Source organism: Desulfoprunum sp., from assembly GCF_053613775.1.
The window spans coordinates 1,588,846-1,610,346 of sequence record NZ_JBSHXH010000004.1; the positions used below are offsets into that span (position 1 = coordinate 1,588,846).

The 21,501-nt window shown below is 63.3% G+C and carries 21 protein-coding genes; 7 read left to right on the top strand and 14 right to left on the bottom strand.

Annotated features, from left to right (window positions below):
* Positions 1–51 precede the first annotated feature (51 nt).
* On the top strand, positions 52–1,227 hold the full coding sequence (locus ACWGKN_RS11195; RefSeq protein ID WP_452095222.1) for an RtcB family protein: 1,176 nt from the start codon (positions 52–54) through the stop codon (positions 1,225–1,227).
* Between the two features lie 16 nt (positions 1,228–1,243).
* Here ACWGKN_RS11195 and pdxH read toward each other — a convergent pair whose 3' ends face one another.
* The 3 genes from pdxH to ACWGKN_RS11210 all read right to left on the bottom strand — a co-directional run bounded on the left by pdxH (position 1,244) and on the right by ACWGKN_RS11210 (position 3,246).
* The gene (pdxH, locus tag ACWGKN_RS11200; protein ID WP_452095326.1) at positions 1,244–1,933 is read right to left on the bottom strand and encodes a pyridoxamine 5'-phosphate oxidase; all 690 of its coding nucleotides are present in this window, start codon (positions 1,931–1,933) and stop codon (positions 1,244–1,246) included.
* A gap of 5 nt (positions 1,934–1,938) precedes the next feature.
* Complete coding sequence (locus tag ACWGKN_RS11205) at positions 1,939–2,862, bottom strand: Tim44 domain-containing protein (RefSeq protein ID WP_035228859.1); 924 nt, start codon at positions 2,860–2,862, stop codon at positions 1,939–1,941.
* 168 nt (positions 2,863–3,030) lie between these two features.
* Positions 3,031–3,246: a response regulator gene (locus ACWGKN_RS11210; protein ID WP_035228861.1), complete on the bottom strand. Its 216-nt coding sequence runs from the start codon at positions 3,244–3,246 to the stop codon at positions 3,031–3,033.
* A 345-nt stretch (positions 3,247–3,591) separates the two neighbouring features.
* Here ACWGKN_RS11210 and ACWGKN_RS11215 point away from each other — a divergent pair, with 345 nt between their 5' ends.
* Positions 3,592–5,121, top strand: coding sequence for a B12-binding domain-containing radical SAM protein (locus ACWGKN_RS11215; RefSeq protein ID WP_452095223.1), 1,530 nt, complete (start codon positions 3,592–3,594; stop codon positions 5,119–5,121).
* Here the strand turns inward: ACWGKN_RS11215 and ACWGKN_RS11220 are convergent.
* Positions 5,118–5,546 carry an FKBP-type peptidyl-prolyl cis-trans isomerase gene (locus tag ACWGKN_RS11220; RefSeq protein ID WP_035228865.1) on the bottom strand — a complete coding sequence of 143 codons (429 nt, stop codon included), beginning with the start codon at positions 5,544–5,546 and terminating at the stop codon, positions 5,118–5,120. The two genes, ACWGKN_RS11215 and ACWGKN_RS11220, sit on opposite strands and share 4 nt — an antisense overlap.
* Positions 5,547–5,871: 325 nt before the next feature.
* Between ACWGKN_RS11220 and pyk the strand changes: the two genes are divergently transcribed.
* Positions 5,872–7,614: a pyruvate kinase gene (gene pyk / locus ACWGKN_RS11225; RefSeq protein WP_424255440.1), complete on the top strand. Its 1,743-nt coding sequence runs from the start codon at positions 5,872–5,874 to the stop codon at positions 7,612–7,614.
* The gene (locus ACWGKN_RS11230; protein WP_424255438.1) at positions 7,611–8,846 is read left to right on the top strand and encodes a BaiN/RdsA family NAD(P)/FAD-dependent oxidoreductase; all 1,236 of its coding nucleotides are present in this window, start codon (positions 7,611–7,613) and stop codon (positions 8,844–8,846) included. The genes pyk and ACWGKN_RS11230 overlap by 4 nt, the downstream gene beginning before the upstream one ends.
* 45 nt (positions 8,847–8,891) lie before the next feature.
* Here the strand turns inward: ACWGKN_RS11230 and ACWGKN_RS11235 are convergent, their stop codons facing one another.
* Together ACWGKN_RS11235 and ACWGKN_RS11240 are read right to left on the bottom strand one after the other, a co-directional pair.
* Positions 8,892–10,031, bottom strand: coding sequence for a S1C family serine protease (locus ACWGKN_RS11235; protein ID WP_452095224.1), 1,140 nt, complete (start codon positions 10,029–10,031; stop codon positions 8,892–8,894).
* Positions 10,032–10,074: 43 nt separating this feature from the next.
* Positions 10,075–10,566, bottom strand: a complete 492-nt coding sequence (locus tag ACWGKN_RS11240) for a YbaK/EbsC family protein (RefSeq protein WP_452095225.1) — start codon at positions 10,564–10,566, stop codon at positions 10,075–10,077.
* A 134-nt stretch (positions 10,567–10,700) separates the two neighbouring features.
* On the opposite strand from ACWGKN_RS11240, the gene arfB reads away from it, so the two are divergent.
* The gene (gene arfB, locus ACWGKN_RS11245) at positions 10,701–11,117 is read left to right on the top strand and encodes an alternative ribosome rescue aminoacyl-tRNA hydrolase ArfB (protein ID WP_035228869.1); all 417 of its coding nucleotides are present in this window, start codon (positions 10,701–10,703) and stop codon (positions 11,115–11,117) included.
* A 137-nt stretch (positions 11,118–11,254) separates the two neighbouring features.
* Here arfB and ACWGKN_RS11250 read toward each other — a convergent pair whose 3' ends face one another.
* From ACWGKN_RS11250 to ACWGKN_RS11270, 5 genes are all read right to left on the bottom strand, one after another.
* On the bottom strand, positions 11,255–11,746 hold the full coding sequence (locus tag ACWGKN_RS11250; RefSeq protein ID WP_452095327.1) for a DUF4388 domain-containing protein: 492 nt from the start codon (positions 11,744–11,746) through the stop codon (positions 11,255–11,257).
* Positions 11,650–11,934 carry a hypothetical protein gene (locus ACWGKN_RS11255; RefSeq protein ID WP_452095337.1) on the bottom strand — a complete coding sequence of 95 codons (285 nt, stop codon included), beginning with the start codon at positions 11,932–11,934 and terminating at the stop codon, positions 11,650–11,652. The genes ACWGKN_RS11250 and ACWGKN_RS11255 overlap by 97 nt, the downstream gene beginning before the upstream one ends.
* Complete coding sequence (locus tag ACWGKN_RS11260) at positions 11,931–12,179, bottom strand: response regulator (protein WP_452095226.1); 249 nt, start codon at positions 12,177–12,179, stop codon at positions 11,931–11,933. Before ACWGKN_RS11260 ends, ACWGKN_RS11255 begins: the two co-directional genes overlap by 4 nt.
* Before the next feature lie 185 nt (positions 12,180–12,364).
* On the bottom strand, positions 12,365–13,705 hold the full coding sequence (locus ACWGKN_RS11265; RefSeq protein WP_424254642.1) for a sigma-54-dependent transcriptional regulator: 1,341 nt from the start codon (positions 13,703–13,705) through the stop codon (positions 12,365–12,367).
* Positions 13,686–14,597 carry a sensor histidine kinase gene (locus tag ACWGKN_RS11270; protein WP_035228872.1) on the bottom strand — a complete coding sequence of 304 codons (912 nt, stop codon included), beginning with the start codon at positions 14,595–14,597 and terminating at the stop codon, positions 13,686–13,688. The genes ACWGKN_RS11265 and ACWGKN_RS11270 overlap by 20 nt, the downstream gene beginning before the upstream one ends.
* Positions 14,598–14,939: 342 nt before the next feature.
* Between ACWGKN_RS11270 and ACWGKN_RS11275 the strand changes: the two genes are divergently transcribed.
* Both ACWGKN_RS11275 and ACWGKN_RS11280 read left to right on the top strand, forming a co-directional pair.
* Positions 14,940–16,736, top strand: coding sequence for a DEAD/DEAH box helicase (locus tag ACWGKN_RS11275; RefSeq protein ID WP_424254646.1), 1,797 nt, complete (start codon positions 14,940–14,942; stop codon positions 16,734–16,736).
* Positions 16,737–16,753: 17 nt separating this feature from the next.
* A complete protein-coding gene (locus tag ACWGKN_RS11280) occupies positions 16,754–17,590 on the top strand; it encodes a ribonuclease H-like domain-containing protein (RefSeq protein ID WP_452095227.1) in 837 nt (278 codons plus the stop codon).
* A 78-nt stretch (positions 17,591–17,668) separates the two neighbouring features.
* Here ACWGKN_RS11280 and hisA read toward each other — a convergent pair whose 3' ends face one another.
* From hisA to fusA, 3 genes are all read right to left on the bottom strand, one after another.
* A complete protein-coding gene (gene hisA / locus ACWGKN_RS11285; RefSeq protein WP_424254650.1) occupies positions 17,669–18,427 on the bottom strand; it encodes a phosphoribosylformimino-5-aminoimidazole carboxamide ribotide isomerase in 759 nt (252 codons plus the stop codon).
* Positions 18,428–18,529: 102 nt separating this feature from the next.
* Positions 18,530–19,210, bottom strand: coding sequence for a P-loop NTPase family protein (locus tag ACWGKN_RS11290; RefSeq protein ID WP_424254652.1), 681 nt, complete (start codon positions 19,208–19,210; stop codon positions 18,530–18,532).
* Between the two features lie 120 nt (positions 19,211–19,330).
* Positions 19,331–21,415, bottom strand: a complete 2,085-nt coding sequence (gene fusA / locus ACWGKN_RS11295) for an elongation factor G (RefSeq protein WP_035228876.1) — start codon at positions 21,413–21,415, stop codon at positions 19,331–19,333.
* Between the last annotated feature and the right edge of the window lie 86 nt (positions 21,416–21,501).

Here is a 21,501-nt window from a genome sequence, read left to right on the forward strand (position 1 = left end):
CTCTGCCGGGGACCGTCCACCCGGCGACCACCGCCATCGGGAGCTACGATCATGGAACGCAGCATCACCACCGAGAAACACCCGATCAAGCTCTGGCTCAAGGATATCGACGAGGACACCCTGACCCAGGCGCGCAACCTCGCCGCCCTGCCTTTCATCCACAGCCATATCGCCATCATGGCCGATGCCCACGTCGGCTTCGGCATGCCGATCGGCGGTGTCGCCGCGACCAGGGACGTCGTCATCCCGAACGCCGTCGGCGTCGATATCGGCTGCGGGGTCTGCGCCGTCCGGACCTCGCTCACCGCGATCGACCGGAAGACCCTCAAGTCGATCCTCGGCGCCATCCGCCTGGCGATTCCGGTCGGCTTCTCCCATCACCGCAACAAACAGAGTGTCAGGCGGATGCCCGAACCGCCGCCGGGGATCGATATCGCGGCGCTGCCGATCGTCAGCAGGGAGTACGACAATGCCCTGACCCAGATCGGCACCCTCGGCGGCGGCAATCACTTCATCGAGATCCAGCAGGCGGACGACCGCCATATCTGGATCATGATCCATTCCGGCAGCCGCAACATCGGGTTCTGGGTGGCCAATCATTACAACGAACTGGCGATCGAGCTGAACCGCAAAAAGGGGAGCGCCTTCGCCGCCGAGCGACAGCTGGCCTTCCTGCCGCTCGACCTCCCGGTGGCCTTGCGCTACCTCCAGGAGATGCGCTACTGCGTCGATTTCGCCCGGGCCAACCGGCGACTGATGATGGAGCGGGTCGAGGACATCCTGCAGCACTACTGCGCCCCGGTGTCCTTCGCCCCGCCGGTCGACGTGGCCCACAACTACGCCGCCGCCGAGACCCACTTCGGCCGCGAGGTCCTGGTGCATCGCAAGGGGGCGACCAGGGCCGGCCGCGGCGAGACCGGGATCGTCCCCGGCTCCCAGGGGACGGCCAGCTATATCGTCCGGGGACTGGGCAACGTCGACAGCTTTTCATCCTGCTCGCACGGCGCCGGCCGCCGCCTCGGCCGCAAGCAGGCGCAGCGGCAGCTCGATCTCAAGGCGGAGATCCAGCGACTGGAGGAACGGCAGATCCTCCACGCCATCCGGGGACGAAGGGACCTGGAGGAGGCCGCCGGGGCCTACAAGGATATCGAGGTGGTGATGGCCAACCAGCTGGACCTGGTTGAGATCGTCACCCGCCTGCAGCCGCTGGCGGTGATCAAGGGATGAGGAGATACGGGACAGGTTACGGGGCCAGGCGTTCGATCTTCCAGCCGTCGCCGCCGTCGTTGCGGGTGTAGAGGAAGCGGTCGTGCAGCCGGTTCTTCCGGCCCTGCCAGAACTCGACCTCCTCCGGCCGCACCCGGTATCCGCCCCAGAAAGAGGGGAGCGGCACCTTGCCCTCGCCGATCTTCCGCTTCATTTCCTGAAACTTCTGCAGCAGCATCCGCCGCGACGACAGGGGATGGCTCTGGCTCGACACCCAGGCCGCAACCTGGCTGTCCTTGGGCCGCGACATGAAATACCTGGCCGACTCGGCTACCGAAATCCGGCTGGCGATGCCGTTGATCCGGATCTGGCGCTCCAGTTCGAGCCAGAGGAAGTGGAGGCTGACCCGGGGATTGATCGCCATCTCCCGGGCCTTGCGGCTGTCGTAGTTGGTGAAGAAGACCAGCCCGCTGTCGTCGTAGTATTTCAGCAACACCGCCCGCTGGCTGGGCTGGCCGTCGGCATCGACGGTCGCCAGGACCATGGCGGTGGGTTCGGCGATATCGGTGGCCCGGGCCTGTTCGAACCAGGCGGTGAACTGACGGACCGGATCGGGGGCGAGGCTCGAGCGCGACAGCCCGCCCTTCAGGTAATCACGGCGAAACCGACTCAGATCCACATCCCGCCCCGTCCTGTTCTGTCCCGCCTTTTCCGCCAGGTCCTGCATCGGGGTCAACCGTTGACCACCTTGATCCCCTCGAGACGCCATTCCTGGGTACCGGTGGGGCGCGCCCAGGTCCACTCCTCCTCGAATTTGACCGGTGTGGTCATGCTGCCGGCCACCACCTCGCTGGTCTTCTCATCGACCGTGTAATCGAGGAGGTTGGCGAGGAAGTGGACGGTGACGAAGTCCTCCCGGCCGTCGCTGCCGGCGGCGGTGATCTCCACCCGGCGGATGGCGATGCTCTCGAGCTTGTTGATGTGGCCGAGACGGCGCATCTCGGCGAATTCCTGTTCGTACTCACCGGCCAGCTGGGTACCCAGGAGATGGCGATAGGAATCGAGATCGCGTCGCATCCAGCCGGCCTGGACCTGGAAGAAGACATCCGAGGCAACCTCGGTGAAATGCTTGGGATCAAAGTTCCGGTCGCTCCTCCTGATCTCGGCCAGGCCGTCATCGAGGTCCGCCACCGATCCCGGCGGCGGTGGAGGGGGGGCGGACGGCATCGGGAAGCCGCCACCACCGACTGGACCGACCGGACCGCGCTGCCCGCCCGGAAATACACCCGACGACGAGTTTCCGGAGCGCGAGGCCGACATTTTGCGATAGAGAAAATAGGCGATACCGGCCAGCAGCAGGATCGGCAGGATGCCCATGCCGCTGCCCGGGGCGCCGAACATCGAGCCGAACAGCAGGCCGCCCAGGGCCCCGCCGACCAGCCCTCCCATCAGGCCCCGGCTGAAGCTGCCGCTCCGGTTGGTCGTCGCCCCCGGCTGGGTATTCTGGACCGGGGCCTTTCTCGGGGCCGTGCTGAACGATCTGCCGCCACCCCGGGATCGGGCATCGGCCGTGTCGACGACCAATCCGGTTTCGATCAGCGAAACGGCAAAGAAGACAAGCAGCACCGGCAGAATTTTTATCCATACGGAATTCATAGCAATATCCTTTCATTCAGGTTGGCTGGATGTCGCGACAGGCGACCTTCAGTACAGGCAGTCAGTGTAACAGGAGACCGTCGATTTGTCATGCCAAAACGGGAATGGCCGCCGGGGCCGGGCGGTGCGGAACGAAGCCGGAGGGACGGATATTCAAGGACGGAGGGATCAGGCGCTGTTGAGGACCCGGCGGATCGTCAGGGCAAGATGAGTCATCGACAGCGGCTTCATCATGAATTCGCGGATGCCGATCCGCTTCGCCTCGCGGCCGTTGACGGAGGCGGAGTAACCGGTATAGAGGATGACCGGGATGTTCGGCCGCACGGCCAGGATCTTGCGGGCCAGCTCGAGCCCCTGTTCAATGGCATGTTTGAGGATCGACATGTCATTGATCGACCACCCGATAGTCGTAATCCTCGAGATAGGCATGGATGCTCCGACGGATAACGGCCTCATCGTCGATGGTGAGGATGGTTGTCTGCCTGATTGGTTTCATTTCGTTCCGATGCCGACTTCCCGGTCACAGCCGCCTGCCTTTGCCGGCCTCAGTCCGGAGGGAGACCGCACAGCACGCTGGTCTTTTGCCGGTGCCCAGTATATAGTGACCCATTTCACGATGTCAATTTCTATCCAGGAGATCGAAGCGCAGCCGGCCGCATCGTCGCCATGGCCGGAATCACCGCCTGACGCTGGTCCGGCTGCTCTCTTCGTCCCGACAGGTCACTGCCGATGCTGCTCCTTCACCCCCCCGCCGCCAAGCCCGGCGAACCGCCGGCCGCCCTTGCCCACCTGGCCGCCGCGCTGCGGGGCGGCAATCACCCCTGCCGGGTCTGCGATCTCAATCTCGAGGCGATGCTCCATGTCCTCGGCTCCGCCCCGCCGGCCTCCGACGCCTGGAGCCGGCGGGCCGGCCGGAACCTCGCCGCCAATATCACGGCCCTGCAGGGCCCGGATCTCTACCACACACCGGCCCGATACCAGCGGGCGGTCAGAGACTGCAACCGGGTGCTGGAAACCGCCGGCGGGGTACAGGGGCTGCACCTGTCGTTTGCCAACTACCACGACGGAGCCCTCTCGCCAGCGGTCAGCGACGACCTGATCAAAGCGGCCCGGAGTTACCGGGGGAATATATTCTTCCCGCATTTTTCGAGACGCCTGACGCAATTGCTGGAGGACGAGACGCCGCCGCTCATCGGCCTGTCGCTCAATTATCTCGGCCAGGCCCTCACCACCTTCGCCATCATCGGCTTTCTGCGGGCGCAGGCGCCGGCGATTCCAATCGTCCTCGGCGGCGGCCTGGTGACCACCTGGCTGCGCAACCCATCCTGGCGCAACCCGTTCACCGGCCTGGTCGATCATCTCGTCGCCGGGCCCGGGGAGGGGCCGCTGCTCGCCCTGCTCGGCGTGGAACCATCTTGTCGCAAGGAGATCCCCGACTACAGCGGGCTCGTCGACCTTCCCTATCTCGCCCCCGGCTTCATCCTCCCCTACGCCGCCGCATCCGGGTGCTACTGGCGAAAATGCTCCTTCTGCCCGGAGACCAGCGAGGCCAACCCCTATCTCCCCCTCACCCCGCCGACGGTTATGGACGAACTCGCCGGCCTGGTCACGGCCTATAAGCCACGCCTGCTGCACTTTCTCGACAACGCCGTCAGTCCGGCGGTGCTGCGGGCCCTGATCGACCGTCCGCCGGGAGTCCCTTGGTACGGCTTCGCCCGCGTCAACGATCGCCTGGCCGATCCCGACTACTGCCGGGAGCTGCGACAGGCCGGGTGCGTCATGCTCAAGCTCGGCATCGAGTCGGGATCACAGCAGGTGCTGGACGGCATGAACAAGGGGATCGATGTCCGGCAGGTATCGAAAGCGCTCGAGGCCCTGGCCGGAGCCGGTATTGCGACCTACGTCTACCTCCTGTTCGGCACCCCCGGCGAATCGATCGAAGAGGCGAGGGAGACGCTGGCCTTCGTCGCCGGTCACCACCAACTGATCACCTTCCTCAACCTCGCGATCTTCAACCTGCCGGTCGGCAGCGGGGAGGTGTCGGAACTGGAGATCACCACCCGGCACCAGGGCGACCTCACGCTCTACCATGACTTTCGCCACCCGCGAGGCTGGGGACGGCGGGAGATCCGTCGCTTTCTCGACCGCGAGTTCAAGCGCCGGCCGGCGATCCGGGCCATCCTTCAGCGTGACCCGCCGTTCTTCACCTCCAACCACGCCGCATTCTTCGTCGGTCCGAACGGCGGGCCCCGGATCTAGCCGATCGCCACCAACTCGATCTCGAAGGTCAGGGCCTTGCCGGCCAGCGGCGGATTGGCGTCAAGGGTGATCTGGCTGTCGGTGATCTCGGTGACGACCACCCGGATCAATTCACCGTTGGCGCCGCCCATCTCCAGGCGCATGCCCAGCTCCGGATCCAGGCCCGGCGGCACATGCTCGAGCGGAGCGGTGATCACCATCTCTTCGTTGCGGGCGCCGTAGGCCTTGTCGACCGGAATATGGACGGTCTTCGACTGCCCGGTCGCCATGCCGACGACCGCCTCGTCGAAGCCGGCGATGACCTGGCCGCTGCCGACGGTGAATTCGAGCGGATCCTTGCCGTTGGAGCTGTCGAAGACCGTCCCGTCCTCCAGCCTGCCGGTGTAATGGACCTTCACATTATCGCCTTTTCTCGCTTCCGTCATTTCTATGTCCCTCGGTTCCGCAGGTTGTTCAAATGTTCTTTCAGGTTGTTGCCGAATTGAAGGGACCCAATATAGCACAGCAGCGGGGTGAAAGATACCTCTAACGTTTTTGCCGCAACCGCCGCTCGCCGCCGGCAGCGCCGTTCCCCCGCCGCCGATGGGTCGCCGGACCCCGCGCCGATCCTCCACCGCTGTTTTTGTTCTTTTTCTTTCCGGCAGGTTGTAGTAATTTTTACCCGGTACGGTGATTCCCCGCCCCCGGCCAGCAACCATCCGGATCGGCATTTTCCGCCCGATCCCTCCTGTCATCAGGAATACAGAGACCATGAACAAGACCAAGATCGTCGCCACCCTCGGTCCCCGCAGCCAGACGGAGGACGAGGTCTTCGCCTTCATCGATGCCGGCATGAATGTCGCCAGGATCAATCTCTCCCACGGCGACCGGCAGACCCACGGACGACTCATCGACCTGGTGAAGAAGGCCCGACGCCGGGCCGATACCGACACCGCCATCCTCCTCGACACCCGCGGTCCCGAGATCCGGGTCGGCGACCTGAAGGCCGACCTGATCCTTCAAGACGGCCAGGAGCTGACCATCACCTCGGATCCGGCTACCTGCTCGGAGACCCGCATCGCCGTCAATTATCCGGAATTCGCCGCCCAGGCGCAGGAAGGCCATTCGATTCTTCTCGACGACGGCAAGCTCGCCCTCACCGTCATCCGGATCGAGGGCGGCGACGTCATCACCCGGGTGGTCGCCGGCGGCCGCCTGATGAGCCGGAAACGGGTCAGCCTGCCCGACACCGTCATCGATCTGCCGTCCCTGACCGATGAGGATATCGACGATATCGCCTTCGGGATCGCCAAAAATGTCGATTTCATCGCTGCCTCGTTCGTCCGCAGCGCCGGCGATGTCTGGGAAGTCCGCAGGATCATCGAGGAACACGGCGGCCGCCAGGCGATCATCGCCAAGATCGAAAACCGCCAGGGCGTCGACAATCTCGACGAAATCCTCGAGGCGGCGGAGGGCCTGATGGTCGCCCGGGGCGACCTGGGGGTCGAGATGCCGGCGGAAGAGGTGCCGATCATCCAGAAGCGGATCATTCACCATGCCAATCTCGCCGGCAAACCGGTGATCACCGCCACCCAGATGCTCGAATCGATGATCACCAGCCCCACCCCGACCAGGGCCGAGGCCAGCGACGTGACGAACGCGATCTTCGACGGCACCGACGCGGTGATGCTCTCGGCCGAAACGGCAACCGGACGCTACCCCGTCGAGGCCATCCGCTTCCTCACCCGCTGTGCCAGGATCTCGGAACTCGCCCTCGATTATGACGCCATCCTGGCGTCAGGACTGCGCCACCGCCGCCAGGTGGTCACCGACTCGATCTCCTATGCCTGCTGCGCCACCGCCGCCGATCTCGATGCCGCGGCGATCATCACCGCCACCACCTCCGGTTCCACCGCCAGGATGGTCGCCCGGCACCGGCCCAAGGCCCCGATCATCGCCGTCAGCCCGCAACTGGAGACGATCCGCCAACTCCAACTGGTCCGGGGAGTGGTGCCGCTGTACTGCGCTTCGGCCTCGACGATGGACGAACAGCTCGACCGGGCCATCCATATCGCCACCCAGGCCCAGCTCATCACCAATGGCGACCTGGTCGTGATCACCGCCGGCATGCCGCTGCAGACGCCGGGAACCACCAACATGCTCAAAGTCCACACCGTCGCCGACATCTGCTTCTCCGGCCAGGGGATCGGCTCGACCACCGCCCACGGCCTGGTGCGGATCATCGAGACCGACAGCGACTGGAACAACCTGCCGGAGGAGGTCATCGTCGTTGTCTCGTCAACCAACCAGGCGATGCTCGAACAGCTCGGCCGGGTCAAGGGGATCATCGCCGAACAGCCGGGTCTCACCTCGCATGCCGCGATCGTCGGGCGGGAACTCGGAATCCCGGTGGTCTGCAACGTCCACAACGCCACATCACTCTTCGAAAACGGGCAATTGATCACGATCAACGGCACCACCGGTCATATCTGCTATGGGTCTTCCTGCTCATGAACCGCCACCGGGTGATCGTCATCGGCGGCGGACCCGCCGGGCTGATGGCTGCCGGCGAGGCCGCCGCAGCCGGCAGGCCGGTGCTGCTGCTCGAAAAGATGGCCAAGCCGGGACGCAAGCTCGGCATCACCGGCAAGGGCCGCTGCAACCTCACCAATATCGCCGAAATTTCCGATTTCATAAAACATTTTGGCAGCAATGGCCGTTTTCTGCACCAGGCCTTCGCCCGATTTTTCTCACCGGAGCTGATCACTTTTTTTGAAGGTCGGGGGCTGGCGCTGAGTACCGAACGGGGCGGGCGGGTGTTTCCCACCTGCGGCAAGGCCCTCGAGGTATTGAAGGTCCTGCGGCAATGGGCCGAGCGGCAGGGCGTCGAGATCCGCTGCTCGGCCCCGGTCGAGTCGCTGGTCATCGACAACGGCCGAATCCACGGGGTGGTCAGCAAGGGGGCGCCGATCGAGGGCGGCAAGGTGATCCTCGCCACCGGCGGCGCCTCCTATCCCCGCACCGGTTCGACCGGGGACGGCTATCGGCTGGCGGGACAGGCGGGCCACAGCATCGTGGCGATCCGCCCCGCCCTGGTGCCGCTGGAGTCGGAGGGGGCCTTGGCGAAGAGGTTGGCCGGGCTCAGCCTCAAAAATATCGAGGCCCGGGTCTTCATCGACGGCAAACGGCAGTACCAGGATTTCGGCGAGCTCTGCTTCACCGGCTTCGGGGTGAACGGCCCGCTCGTCCTGTCGTTCAGCCATCTGGTCGTCGACAGTCTGCGTCAAGGCAGAAAGGTGGCCCTCGCCATCGACCTCAAACCGGCGTTGTCCGAGGCCCAGCTCGATCTGCGGCTGCAGCGGGACTTCACCGGCCGCAGCGGCGAACCGGCCGCCAGCGTCCTCAGGGCGCTGCTGCCCCGGGAAATGGTGCCGATCTGCCTCGAACAGAACGGGCTCGAGGCGAAAAAAACGGCCGGCACGATCAGCAATGACGAGAGGAAAAGGCTGATCGCCTGGCTGAAGAATTTCCGTCTGCCCATCACCGGCCACCGTTCCTTCGACGAGGCCATCATCACCGCCGGCGGGGTCGATCTGCGGGAAATCGATCCGCGGACCATGGAATCCCGGTTGACCAGGGGACTCTTCATCGTCGGCGAACTGCTCGATCTCCATGCCGATACCGGCGGCTACAACCTCCAGGCCGCCTTCTCCACCGGTTGGCTGGCCGGCCAGGAAGGCGACTGAGAGTTCATTGCCCGGCAATTACCCGTGGCACCGTTACCCCCGGGTTCAGCGCAGCAGGGAGATGAATTCCTCGAATACCACCCCGATCGGGATGGCGAAGCCGATACCTTCGGTGTCCCTGAGGATCATCGTATTGACCCCGAAGACATAGCCCTTCTCATCGATCAGCGGCCCGCCGCTGTTGCCGGGATTGATCGCGGCGTCGGTCTGCAGCAGGACCCCGCCGTCGTCGGTTCGCACCCGGTAACCGGAAAAGATCCCCGAGGTCACGGTATGACGCAGGCCGACGGGACTGCCGATCGTGTAGACCTTTTCGCCCTGCTGCAGCCGGCGATCAAGCGGGGCTCTCCGCAGATACGGGTTGTCGACGGTGTGCAAGGCCAGCAGCGCCAGGTCATGCCGGGTGCTGAGCTGAACAAAATCGGCCGTCAACTCCCGGCCGTCGGCGAGGATGACCTTGATATCGGAGGCGGAGGTCCCCCTTTCCATCGCCGCGACCTGAGCCTCGCCCGCTTCGAGCTGCGGCACGATCCGGGCCAATTCGGCCTCGCGGGTCTCGAGGATCAGGGCCAACTGCTGCCGCGACGGCCCATCCGGCAGCCGCCCCATCTCCTGCCGCAACTGCTCCAGTTTCTCCTGTTCCAACTCGACGAGCCGGCGAAAGGTTTCCACCTTCGACCTGGTCTCGGCCAGTCCCTGCTGGTCGACCTCGACCACGTGGCGGTTGGTGACGATATAGTTCTTGGTGACGAAAAAACCCGAACCGGTCCCCCACGGGGTCTCGAGCGAAACCGTGGCATTGCGGGCCTCCTCGATCGAGCTGCCGCGTGCTGCAACCGCCTCGCCGCCGGCCGCAACCGTTGGCGGCGGCGGTGTCTTCTCCTCTGCCACCGACTGCTCCGGGACTGCGGCGTGGTGCCGGATGGGTGGTGCCGGCGGCTCCGGCTCTTCTCCCGCCGGCCGAACCAGATAGTACGTCAATCCGGCGGTCGTTAGCACCAGCAGGACAATGCCTCCCAGTTTCAGACCGGTGGCGGAACCCTTGCCGGCGGCGGCTTGCTCCTTGTCCTGCTGCCGGGCCAGGTGTTGCCGATAGCGGGCGAAAATAAGCCCGCATGCGCCACATTCAACCGTGTTGGTCTGCTCATGGGAGCATTTCGGACACCGAATCGTTGTATTTCCCATTTTTTTCCTCCGATTATCCTGCTCGGCGCCGGACCCCCATCCTTCAGCCGCGATCCTCGGCGAGTTCGACCCATCTGCCACCGGTCATCGCTTCAAGCTGACACGGATCGACGGCGAAGACGGCGAACGGGGTCCCCGCCGCCGCCCAGACGACCTCGTGATCTCTCAGATCCGGGTCGAGCAGGGTCACCAGGGCCGTGTCATGGCCGGCCGGTGGGATGCCGCCGATGGCGAAGCCGACCTTGGCCTTGACGAATCGACCGTCTGCCCGCCCGAGCCGCAGACCCGTCGCCCGCTCGATCTTGTGCAGGTCGACGCGATTTTCGCCGGAAGCGACGACGAGTATGGCCTCACCGGATGAGGCCTCCGCAAATACCAGGGATTTGGCGATCTGGGCGACACTGCAGCCGATGGTCGCGGCGGCCTCCTGCGCCGTCCGCGTCGATCCCGGCAGTTCCCTGACCTCGCAGGGGAATCCACGGGCGGTAAGAAAGGTCTGCACCCGCCGGGCGCTGTCGTGGAGTTGCGATGTCATCTGAACCCCGAGCGAAGGTTTTCCGTCTCCGGAAGACTTTCCCGGAGCATTGGTATAGAATGATCTGTCGCCGGCAACCCGGCAATGTCGTCTGCTATCAGGCCGTTGCAACCTTACCAGGAGAAGGATATACCATGCAACAGATACAAATTACCGACAGTCTCTTTCTGCCGGAACGGGAAATCGAGTTGACTTCGATCCGGGCCCAGGGGGCCGGCGGCCAGAACGTCAACAAGGTGTCGAACGCGGTCCACCTGCGGTTCGATATCCGCCGATCGTCACTGCCCGATCTCTACAAGCAGCGCCTGCTCGCCCTGCACGACCACCATATCACCGCCGACGGCATGATCATCATCAAGGCCCAGGAATACAGGAGTCTGGAAAAGAATCGCGAGGCGGCGATCGCCCGGCTGACCGAGCTTATCCGTCAGGCAGGGATGATCAGGAAGAACCGTCGGCCCACCCGGCCGACGCCGGCGGCGAAACAGAAACGGATCAAGGCGAAGATCAGGCGGGGTTTGACCAAATCGCTGAGGAAAAAACCCGACTGATCTTCGAAGAATGCACCGCCATGCAACGGAAGGAACGCCAGGGGATACACCGCGTTCCTCTCGTTTGCCCGCACACCGGCCGGGCGGCTCCACCGTGACCGAGGATGAACATCGATCACCGAAAGGCGGCCGCCGCTTCATGGATGACCGATTCCAGCTTGATCTTCGCCATCGCCAGATTGCCATCCTTGCTCAGGATCAGAACCATGTGCAGATGGGCCTTGCCCGCCGCGGTGACGGCAAAGTCCTCCGACTCGTTGAGGCACCTGGCGATGACATGGGCCTTGGGCGCATCCACACGGACCACCTGCCCGCGACCGACATTCATCAGGTCCGAGGCCTTCTGGGCCTTCGGCAACACGTCGTTGGCCAGGGCTCCGATCTCGGCGAGCTTGATGCCCGACACGTTGATGGAAAATCTGGCGGCGGACCTTTTTCGTCGGCGTCTTGCGAAATGTCAGCTTGACATTGTCCAGAGCCAGCATCCGGTACACCGCCTCTTCACCCTTGGCCTCCCTGGCGACAGCCGCGGTCAGGTCGCCGCCGTCGAAAAACATGAACCCCTCCTCACCTGAATCGGCCTGAATCTGGAGCAGGCGGGTTTTCTGCTCCATCGCCGGCAGCTGCATGAAACTGGCCAGCGAAATACCGACCATGGTGCCGTCCTTCGCCGATTGTTCGAGACCGTCGCCGATTGTTCGAGACCGTCGCCGATCGCCTCGGCCAGCCGGTCGAAATCGAGCGGCTTTTCCAGCAACACGAAGGACCCGGCGCTGCTTATCCGTTCTTCGATCTCCGGGGTGGCAAAGGCCGTCATGACGATGGTGGGCAGAAACGGATAGGTCTGGGAGATATGATATGGGCGAGCAGTTCGAAGCCGTCGACCTCCGGCATCCGCAGGTCGGTGACGACGAGATCGACCTGCTGGCCGGCGAGCACATCGATGGCCTCCCTGCCGTTCAAGGCCGTCAGGACGGAGAATTTGTCCTGACAGCTCTTCAGACCCGCCTGGATGCTCTGCAGCAACCTGGATTCGTCGTCGACTATGAGTATGCTCTTCATGGCTGACCTTTGCTGTTGATAAAGGAAGTCGGTATCCTTCTCCCATCAAATGCAATGCCAGATGCAGCTTTATTTTTTATAATGAATTATCAAACAGATACCTGACAGGATCAGGCAGAGAGTGGAGGTCGTCCCAGATTGACTGTACTGTTTTGCGACACCGTATCGATTTGCGACAGCTCGATTCAGGAAAACTGACTCAATTTTCGCAATAACGTTGAGCGAGAGATGCCCAGGAGTCGGGCGGCCTGGCTATGATTGTCCCGGCAATGGTCCAGAACGGACAGAATGTGCCTTTTCTCGACCTCGAACAGCGAGTCGATCGATGGCGCCGCAACCTCTTGCAGCGGTGCAACGGCAGGGAGCTCCAGCAGACGGGACGGATGGATGGCGCTGCCCCGGCGCAGGATGATCGACCGCTCCACCACGTTCTTCAACCCGCGCACGTTGCCGGGCCAATTGTAGGCCATGAGCCGGCCGACCTCCTCGTCCTCCAGATTCACGCTCCCGTCCCGGGTCGTCGTGCGCAGAAAGAAGCGGCACAGTTCAGGAATGTCCTGCCGCCGTTCACGCAGGGGCGGGAGATGGATCTTCATCAGCGCCAGGCGGTAATACAGGTCCTCCCGAAACCGCTTCTCCCTGATCGCCTGGCGCATATCGATATTGGTGGCGGCGATGATGCGGACATCGACCTTGCGCACCGTCTGACCGCCGATCCGCATCAACTGCTTGTCGTCGAGGACGCCGAGCAGCTTGGCCTGCAGATGGAGGGGCAGATCGCCGATCTCGTCGAGGAACAGGGTGCCGCCGTCGGCCATTTCGAAGATGCCCTTTCTCGTGGCCACCGCCCCGGTGAAGGCGCCTTTCTCGTGGCCGAACAGCTCCGATTCGATCAGATTCTCGGGCAGGGCCGCACAGTTGATGCCGACGAACGGCATGCTGTCCTTCTCCCGCAGGGCATGGATGGCCCTGGCGACCACGTTCTTGCCGGTGCCGGTTTCGCCGGTGATCAGCACCGACGCATCGTGGCCGGCCGACAACCTGACCAGTTCCGCCACCTCCCGCAACCCCCCTTCCGCCCCGATGAGCATGTATTCCCTGCTCTCCTGCCGGTTCTTGAAGGTCTGGATGCGCTCGACCCGTTCGAGTTCCTGGGTCCGGATGACCTTCTCGACCACCATCCCCAGTTCCTCGATCTCGATCGGTTTGGCGAGGTAATCACAGACTCCGCGCCGCAACGCCGCCAGAACGTTGTCAAAACTGGGATAGGCGGTGATGAAGACGATCTTGGCGAGATCGTTGATCTCAAGCAGGGTCGGGCAGAGATCGACGCCGTCGCCATCCGGCAGGTGCTGGTCGAGGAGCACCACGTCGATCCGCTCCTGTCGCCCCAGTCGCTCCCCTTCGGCCATCGTCTGGGCGGAGAGGACGTGGAGGTCCCGGCCGGCGAAATAGGACCGGACCAGATCGCAGAAAAAACGGTCATCATCGACTACCAACAGGACCTTACCGGCCAATCCGCTCATCGCCGTCCGCCTCCGGCGGCGCTACGGTGACCGTGGCGCCGCAGTTCTCGTAACTGGTGACGTTGATCCGTCCATCCATCTTGCGCACCATCTTCCTGACGATCACCAGTCCCAGGCCGGTACCGTGCTGCTTCGAGGTGAAGAACGGCCGGAAGAGATTCTTCTGGTCCGCCTCGCTGATCCCGCGGCCGTTGTCGTCGACCTTGATCTCCACCCATGGCCCCGATTTCATGGCACTGATGATGACCTTGCCGTCCGGCCGGTCTTCGACGGCATCGGCGGCATTGGTCAACAGGTTGAGGAGCACGTGATGCAGCGCCCGCGGATCGGCCATGGCCCAACCGGTATCGTCGGCACACATCACCCGCAGTTCGACCCGGCGCCGCTCGAATTCATCCCGAACCAGGGGAATGAAATTGCCGATGAAGTCATCCATCCGGATTCGCTGGATATCCGGACTTTCGAAGAGACTGTAGTTCTTCAGCGCCTTGAGCAGGTATTCGATCCGGGTGACCTCCATCAAGGAACGGTCGACAAATTCGGCGATGGTCGGCCGGTCGTAATGATCCAGGTTCTTCCGGAGGACATTGAGGGCGACCTTGATCGAATTGACCGGGTTGCCGATCTCGTGCCGGATGCCGGAGAAGACGTAGCCCAGCTTGTCGGTCAGGTTGGCCGCCTCGACCACCGATTCCATCTTCCTGACCTCGGTGACATCGGACAGCAGGAGGATCCTCCCGCCCTGCTCCCTCCCGATCGGCACCACCTGGACGAGGAGATGGCGATCATGGGTCCGCACCGGGACATACGCCTCCCCCTCTTCCTCGGCGTCGGTCCCGCCTTCGGCAAAAAGCGGGGAGATCTGGCCCCAGTTCGTCGGAGAGAATATCATTATCCGGTTACTTCTCCCGGCGAGGTGGAGTGAACGGACGCTCGGTAACGGGAGAATTCTGTTGATTGCCTGACGATATTCATTGTCCAATCGTTCCAAACCGGTTATAAGACAGAGTTCAACTCATGAGTGTCGGACCAGACAGCGATTCACTGCAGTAACGGATTTGAAACTGGACAGACACGCACCGGATCAGCGCCAGAGATATCGATTCTCACGGAGGTCGGCAGCCCAACAGGCCGAGACTTCCCTCTTTTGTTCATATCCCGCTCATCCTCACTCCGCAGCGGCACGGCCGTCATCGCCCGCTGCGGGTCTCCCAGTACCGCCAAAGGAATTCGCATGTCCGCAGACACCAACGCCACACCCCTGTTCTCCGACCTCCAACTCAGCAGCCCCCTGCTCAAGGCCCTCGAAGATGCCGGGTATGAAAGCCCGACACCGATCCAGAGCCGGATGATTCCCCATATGCTCGCCGGCCGCGACGTCGTCGGCCAGGCCCAGACCGGGACCGGCAAGACTGCCGCCTTCGCCCTGCCGCTGCTGATGCACCTCAAAGCCGAGAAGCCGGTTCACCCGCAGATCCTCGTCCTCGCCCCGACCCGGGAACTGGCCCTCCAGGTCTCCGACTCCTTCCAGCAGTACGGTCGCCATCTCGACAACTTCCGTTCCCTGGCGATCTTCGGGGGACAGGACTACGGGGTGCAGCTGAGCGCGCTCAAGCGCGGTGTCCAGGTGATTGTCGGCACCCCTGGCCGGGTGATGGATCACATCCGCCGCGGCAGCCTCAACCTTCAGCACATCCACAGCCTGGTCCTCGACGAGGCCGACGAGATGCTGAAGATGGGCTTCATCGACGATGTCGAATGGATCCTCGAGCAGACCCCGGCCACCCGCCAGATCGCCCTTTTTTCCGCCACCATGCCCCAGAGCATCCGGCGGATCGCCCAGAAACATCTGTCGTCGCCGGTCGAAATCACCATCGAGACCAAAACCGTCACCGCCCCGACGATCAACCAGCGCTATATCCCGGCCAACGGCTATGCCAAAAAACTCGAAGCGTTGCAGCGCCTGCTCGAGGTCGAGCCATTCGACGCCATGCTGATCTTCGTCCGGACCAAGCTGCAGACCATGGAGCTGGCGGAGGCCCTGGCCGACAAGGGCTATGCCTGCGCCCCTTTAAGCGGGGACATCCAGCAGGCCAACCGCCTGCGCACCATCGACCAGCTCAAGAGCGGCCGGATCGACATCCTCGTCGCCACCGACGTCGCCGCCCGCGGCCTCGATGTCGAGCGGATCAGTCACGTCGTCAACTTCGACATCCCCTTCGACGCCGAGGCCTATATCCACCGGGTCGGCCGCACCGGCCGGGCCGGGAGGAGCGGCGAGGCCATCCTCTTCGTCCACCCCCGCGAACAGCGGATGCTCGGCGCCATCGAAAAGCTGACGCGGCAGAAGATCGCGCCGATGGACATGCCCTCGGCCCGCGCGATCAACGAGCAGCGGATCAATAAATTCAAAGAGCGGATCAGCGGCGCCCTCGAGGCCGACAGCACCGTGTTCCAGACGATCATCCGCGATTACCAGCAGGAGCACGGCACCGACCCCCTGCTGCTGGCGTCCGCCCTGGCCCGCCTCGTGCATGGCGAACGCCCGTTCCTGATGGCTGAGACGGAACCGCGAAAAGAGAAAATGGCCACTACGGCCCCCAGGCGCGCCGAAAGGCCGTCGAGTCGCAAGGAGACCGGCCGCCCGGCCAGGACGCCGCTCACCCTTCCCGCCGACGAGGCGAAGGAGCGCTATCGCCTCGAGGTCGGCCTCCGTCACGGGGTCAAGCCCGGCAATATCGTCGGGGCCATCGCCAATGAGGCCGATATCGAGAGTCGCCATATCGGCCAGATCTCGATCTTCGATGACTACAGTACCGTCGACCTGCCCTATGGCATGCCCGCCGAGATCTTCCGCCTGCTGCAGAAGGTGCGGATCAACGAACGTCCGATGCACCTCAGCCGGATTGAATCTTCCGGGCAGACTGGGAAAAGAGGCGCCAGGCAGGGACTGACCGGCAGAAAAAACACCGGGGGGAAGACCTTCCACAGCCGCGCCAAGAACCCGGGACAGGGCCAGCAGCCGGCCTGAGCATCCGCCGCAGGCCCATGCTCGAACACACCTTCTGCCATATCCCCGGACTGGGACCGAAGACGGAGCGCCGGCTGTGGCAGGCCGGGATCAGCTGCTGGGACGAGTGGCGGGAACCGCCGCCGGTGTCGATGAAGACCGCCTGTCCGACCGAGATCCCGGCGCTCCTCGCCTCGTCGCGCCGGGCCCTGGCCGCCGATCCGGCATTTTTCACCGGCCGGCTGGCCGCCAGCGAACACTGGCGGATATTTCCCCACTACCGGGATGCCGTCGCCTACCTCGATATCGAGACCACCGGCCTCGCCGATGATGCCGAGGTCACCACCATCGCCGTCTACGACGGCGACGCGGTCACAACCTTCGTCAATGGCGAGGATCTCGATCGCTTTCCCGCCTTCATCGACCGCTTCCGGGTCCTCGTCACCTATAACGGCAAGGGCTTCGATGTCCCGTTCCTGGAACGGTTTTTCGGCATCCGCCTGGCCCAGGCGCAGATCGATCTGCGCTATGTCCTGGCCCGACTCGGGTTCAAGGGCGGCCTGAAGGGCTGCGAGCGAGGGTTGGGAATCAGCCGCGGCGCCCTGGACGGGGTGGACGGCTATTTTGCCGTCCTGCTGTGGAACGAGTACCGCCACACCGGCGACCGGCGAGCACTGCACACCCTGCTCGCCTACAATATCGAGGACACGGTCAACCTCGAACGCCTGGCGGTCGAGGCCTACAACCGGCAGGTGGCGACAACCCCGTTCGCCGCGGAGTTGAGCCTGGAGTGGCCCGCCCCGCCGCCCTTGCCCTATAGTCCCGATCTCGATGTGATCGACAGGGTACGGCGGAAATATCGGTTGGACTGGTAAGGGGAGGCCTTCCCGGCATCGCCGGGAAACTCTCTGGAGAGGAACCGGACATCGTCGCCGAACGGGCAACCCATCCAATCAGCCGCTGAAGGCCACGGCCTGGCGATAGGTCATCATCGTGCCGCCGAAGATGTCGAGGGCGCTGCCGATGGTGAAGTCGAGCCGCCCCCGCCCCTTCTCCCGCAGCAGCACCAGGTCATCGACATGGCGGATACCGCCGGCGTAGGTCGTCGGCACCGGGCTGGACGCGCCGAGCAGGTCGATCAGGCCGATCTCCATCCCGTTGCACCTGCCCTCGACATCGGCGGCATGGATCAGGAATTCGTCGCAGCTGCGGCCAAGGTCGTCGAGGACCGCGGCGGAGATGGCGACATCGGTGAATTTCCGCCACCGGTCGGTGACGATCAGGTAGTCGTCACCCCGCCGGCGGCAGCTGAGGTCAAGGACCAGTCGCTCCTTGCCGACCTTGCGCACCAGTGCGGCGAGACGGTCGCGGTTGACTGCCCCCTTGTCGAAGACGTAGGAGGTGACGATGACATGGGAGGCGCCGTGGTCGAGCCAGAAGCCGGCGTTGTCGGCGGTGATTCCGCCGCCGATCTGCATCCCCCCCGGCCAGGCGGTCAATGCGGACAACGCCGCCTCGTCGTTGCCCGGACCGAGCTTGATGATATGCCCCCCCGTCAACCGGTCGGCGCGGTACAGGGCGGCGAACCACGATGCCGGCCTGTCGGCGACGAAGTTGGTCTGCAGTCGGTCGGGATTGCCGTCGTCGAGACTGGAACCGACTATCTGCTTCACCCGGCCCTGGTGCAGATCGATACATGGCCTGAATCTCATCGCCGCATCCCCCATACGCAAAGAAAAAGCGGCTCACCTTAAGGGGTGGCCGCTTTTTTTGTCTTCATCCCATTCGGTCTGCAACCCGTCGGATGCTGCAGATCAGTTTTTCTGGATCAGCATCGTCGCCGGGTCGAGACCGAGACTGGTGCCCGGATGAACGGCGCAGTCGTCGCACTTGATGATGTCGAGCTTCATCGCCTCGCCCTCCGGCTTGATGAAGAGGACGATGTCGAACAGATCGTCGACCTCGTGGCACGGCGCCGGCACCCCGTTGGCGCTGACCCGCTTGTCCTCGCGGTGGCTGACCGCCGAGAACCAGATCATCTTCAGGCCGCGCTGTCCCATGAAACCGCGGAGTTCCTCCATCGAGGCATAGTCGTTGTGCTCGAAGTCATAGCCGTCGATGATCAGGCATGTCGGCTTGTAGATATCCTGCTTGACCAGATCGTCCAGCCGCTCCTCGAGCTTGGCCCGGGTAAAGGCACTCTCCTTGAAGGTCATGATCATCCGGTTGCGCATGATCTCGGGGATGGACTCGATCTTCTCCCCATCGGTCAGCATCGACAGGATATCGTCGTACCATTTGCGGGTCTTGTCGACACTCTGGCCGATGGAGACATGCAGCACCTTGTTGCCGAGCAGCATGCAGTCCAGGGCGAACTGGACCAGTATCGCGGTTTTGCCGAGCCCGGCGCGGGCAATGACCAGGCCCATGCTCTGCAGCCCCTCGCCGGCCGTGTTGTCCAGACCGAGGGCCCGGATCGGATTATTGACTTTCATAGAACTGTCACCCATACACTCACCTCATTCCTCTTCAATGTTGGACTGCCGCCGCCCACCGGGATTTTAGCCGGAACACCATCGTCGATGTTCTCTTTCTAGAATCTTCGGCAGCGCAGATCAACCGTTCTTTTTCTCTTCCTGGTATTTCTTTACCAGTTCCTCGCTGACGCCCCTCGGCACGGGCTTGAATGTTGCGAATTCCATCGTGAATTCCGCCTTGCCCTGCGTCAGGGAGCGCAGCGTCGTGCTGTAGCCGAACATCTCGGAAAGCGGCACCTCGGCCTCGACCACGGTATAGTTGCCCTCTTCCATCGACCCGATGATCATGCCGCGCCGCTGGTTGATGCTGCCCATGACCGCGCCCTGGAATTCCGACGGTCCCTCGACGGCGACCTTCATGATCGGCTCCATTATGACCGGCTTGGCCTTCATGTAGGCGTCCTTGAAGGCGCCGATGGCGGCCAGCTGGAAGGCGATGTCGGACGAGTCGACCGCATGGAAGGCGCCGTCGTTGATGACGCAGCGCACGCCGGTAATCGCCGCGCCGCAGAGCGCACCCTTCTCGACGCTCTTCCGGAAGCCCTTGTCGCAGGAGGGGATGAACTCACGGGGGATGACGCCGCCGACGATCTTGTCGACGAATTCATACTCACCCTCTTCCAGGGGCTCGATATAGCCGGCGACCCGGCCGAACTGGCCGGAACCACCGGTCTGCTTCTTGTGGGTGTAGTTGAAATCGGCCCGGTTGGTGATCGTCTCGCGGTAGGCGACCTGGGGCGCGCCGACCTCGACCTCGGCCTTGTACTCGCGCTTCATCCGCTCGATGTAGACCTCGAGGTGCAGTTCGCCCATACCGGAGATGATCGTCTCGCCGGTCTCGTGATCGACGAAGGTCTTGAAGGTCGGGTCTTCCTTGGTGAAACGGTTGAGGGCCTTGGACATGTTGATCTGGGCCTTGTTGTCGACCGGAATGACCGCCAGCGAGATGACCGGCTCGGGGATGTGCATCGAACTCATCGAGCACGAGATCTGGTCGCTGGTAAAGGTGTCGCCGGAGGCGCAGTCGATGCCGAAGAGGGCGACGATGTCGCCGGAACCGCACTCCTCGATCTCCTCCATCTCGTCGGCGTGCATGCGGACGAGGCGACCAACCTTGACCTTCTTGCCGGTCCGGCTGTTGTAGATGGTATCGCCCTTTCTGACCTGGCCCTGATAGGTCCGGACATAGGTCAGCTGGCCATAGCGCCCATCCTCGAGCTTGAAGGCCAGCATGACGAGCGGATCGGCGGGGTTGTTGGTGACCTTGAACTCGGCCTCGTTGTTCTTCAGATCGAGGGCGGTGTTCTCGACATCGATCGGGCAGGGCAGGAAGGCCTCGACGGCGTCGAGCAGCAGCTGGATGCCCTTGTTCTTGTACGCCGAGCCGACAAAGACCGGAGTGAACTCGAGATTGATGGTCCCCCTGCGAACGGCATCGTAGATCAGGGCGGGATCGATGTCACCGCCTTCGAGAACGACCTCCATCAGCTCATCCGAGAACATCGAGACCTCCTCGAGCAGCGCCTGACGCCGCTCCTCGGCCTCGGCCGCCATGGCGGCGGGAATGGCCTCGTAGCGCAGCTTTTCGCCATTTTCGCCATCGAAATAGACGGCCTGCATCTTCACCAGATCGACCATCCCGGTCAGATCGCCTTCCAGGCCGATCGGCATCTGCAACATGTGGGCGTTGAGGTTGAGTTTCTCCCGCAGCTGCCGGGTCACCCTCTCCGGGTTGGCGCCGGTCCGGTCGCACTTGTTGACGAAGGCGATGCGCGGCACCCGGTAGCGGGTCATCTGGCGGTTGACGGTGATCGATTGCGACTGGACCCCGCCGACCGAGCACAGTACCAGGATCGCCCCGTCGAGAACCCGCAGGGCCCGTTCGACCTCAACGGTGAAATCGACATGGCCGGGGGTATCGATGATATTGATATCGATATCCTTCCAGGAACAGAAGGTGGCCGCGGACTGGATGGTGATGCCCCGCTCCTTCTCCAGTTCCATCGAATCCATCTTCGCCCCGACGCCGTCCTTGCCGCGCACCTCGTGGATGGCATGAATCCTGTTGGTATAAAACAGGATACGTTCGGTCAGGGTCGTCTTCCCCGAATCGATATGGGCGCTGATGCCGATATTCCGTACTTTTGTTAAATCTTTATTCATGAGTATAGTCCTCTACCGCTTCTCGCAACCGGATCAGATTTGCCCCGCTGCCAACGGCTGCGGGGATGAAAACAAAAAGAGTCACA

Bases quoted from the DNA above. Each gene is read 5' to 3' on its own strand.
- ACWGKN_RS11195 (WP_452095222.1), top strand. From the start codon at position 52: ATGGAACGCAGCATCACCACCGAGAAACACCCGATCAAGCTCTGGCTC.
- pdxH (WP_452095326.1), bottom strand. From the start codon at position 1,933: ATGCAGGACCTGGCGGAAAAGGCGGGACAGAACAGGACGGGGCGGGAT.
- ACWGKN_RS11205 (WP_035228859.1), bottom strand. From the start codon at position 2,862: ATGAATTCCGTATGGATAAAAATTCTGCCGGTGCTGCTTGTCTTCTTT.
- ACWGKN_RS11210 (WP_035228861.1), bottom strand. From the start codon at position 3,246: ATGTCGATCCTCAAACATGCCATTGAACAGGGGCTCGAGCTGGCCCGC.
- ACWGKN_RS11215 (WP_452095223.1), top strand. From the start codon at position 3,592: ATGCTGCTCCTTCACCCCCCCGCCGCCAAGCCCGGCGAACCGCCGGCC.
- ACWGKN_RS11220 (WP_035228865.1), bottom strand. From the start codon at position 5,546: ATGACGGAAGCGAGAAAAGGCGATAATGTGAAGGTCCATTACACCGGC.
- pyk (WP_424255440.1), top strand. From the start codon at position 5,872: ATGAACAAGACCAAGATCGTCGCCACCCTCGGTCCCCGCAGCCAGACG.
- ACWGKN_RS11230 (WP_424255438.1), top strand. From the start codon at position 7,611: ATGAACCGCCACCGGGTGATCGTCATCGGCGGCGGACCCGCCGGGCTG.
- ACWGKN_RS11235 (WP_452095224.1), bottom strand. From the start codon at position 10,031: ATGGGAAATACAACGATTCGGTGTCCGAAATGCTCCCATGAGCAGACC.
- ACWGKN_RS11240 (WP_452095225.1), bottom strand. From the start codon at position 10,566: ATGACATCGCAACTCCACGACAGCGCCCGGCGGGTGCAGACCTTTCTT.
- arfB (WP_035228869.1), top strand. From the start codon at position 10,701: ATGCAACAGATACAAATTACCGACAGTCTCTTTCTGCCGGAACGGGAA.
- ACWGKN_RS11250 (WP_452095327.1), bottom strand. From the start codon at position 11,746: ATGCAGCTGCCGGCGATGGAGCAGAAAACCCGCCTGCTCCAGATTCAG.
- ACWGKN_RS11255 (WP_452095337.1), bottom strand. From the start codon at position 11,934: ATGACGGCCTTTGCCACCCCGGAGATCGAAGAACGGATAAGCAGCGCC.
- ACWGKN_RS11260 (WP_452095226.1), bottom strand. From the start codon at position 12,179: ATGAAGAGCATACTCATAGTCGACGACGAATCCAGGTTGCTGCAGAGC.
- ACWGKN_RS11265 (WP_424254642.1), bottom strand. From the start codon at position 13,705: ATGAGCGGATTGGCCGGTAAGGTCCTGTTGGTAGTCGATGATGACCGT.
- ACWGKN_RS11270 (WP_035228872.1), bottom strand. From the start codon at position 14,597: ATGATATTCTCTCCGACGAACTGGGGCCAGATCTCCCCGCTTTTTGCC.
- ACWGKN_RS11275 (WP_424254646.1), top strand. From the start codon at position 14,940: ATGTCCGCAGACACCAACGCCACACCCCTGTTCTCCGACCTCCAACTC.
- ACWGKN_RS11280 (WP_452095227.1), top strand. From the start codon at position 16,754: ATGCTCGAACACACCTTCTGCCATATCCCCGGACTGGGACCGAAGACG.
- hisA (WP_424254650.1), bottom strand. From the start codon at position 18,427: ATGAGATTCAGGCCATGTATCGATCTGCACCAGGGCCGGGTGAAGCAG.
- ACWGKN_RS11290 (WP_424254652.1), bottom strand. From the start codon at position 19,210: ATGAAAGTCAATAATCCGATCCGGGCCCTCGGTCTGGACAACACGGCC.
- fusA (WP_035228876.1), bottom strand. From the start codon at position 21,415: ATGAATAAAGATTTAACAAAAGTACGGAATATCGGCATCAGCGCCCAT.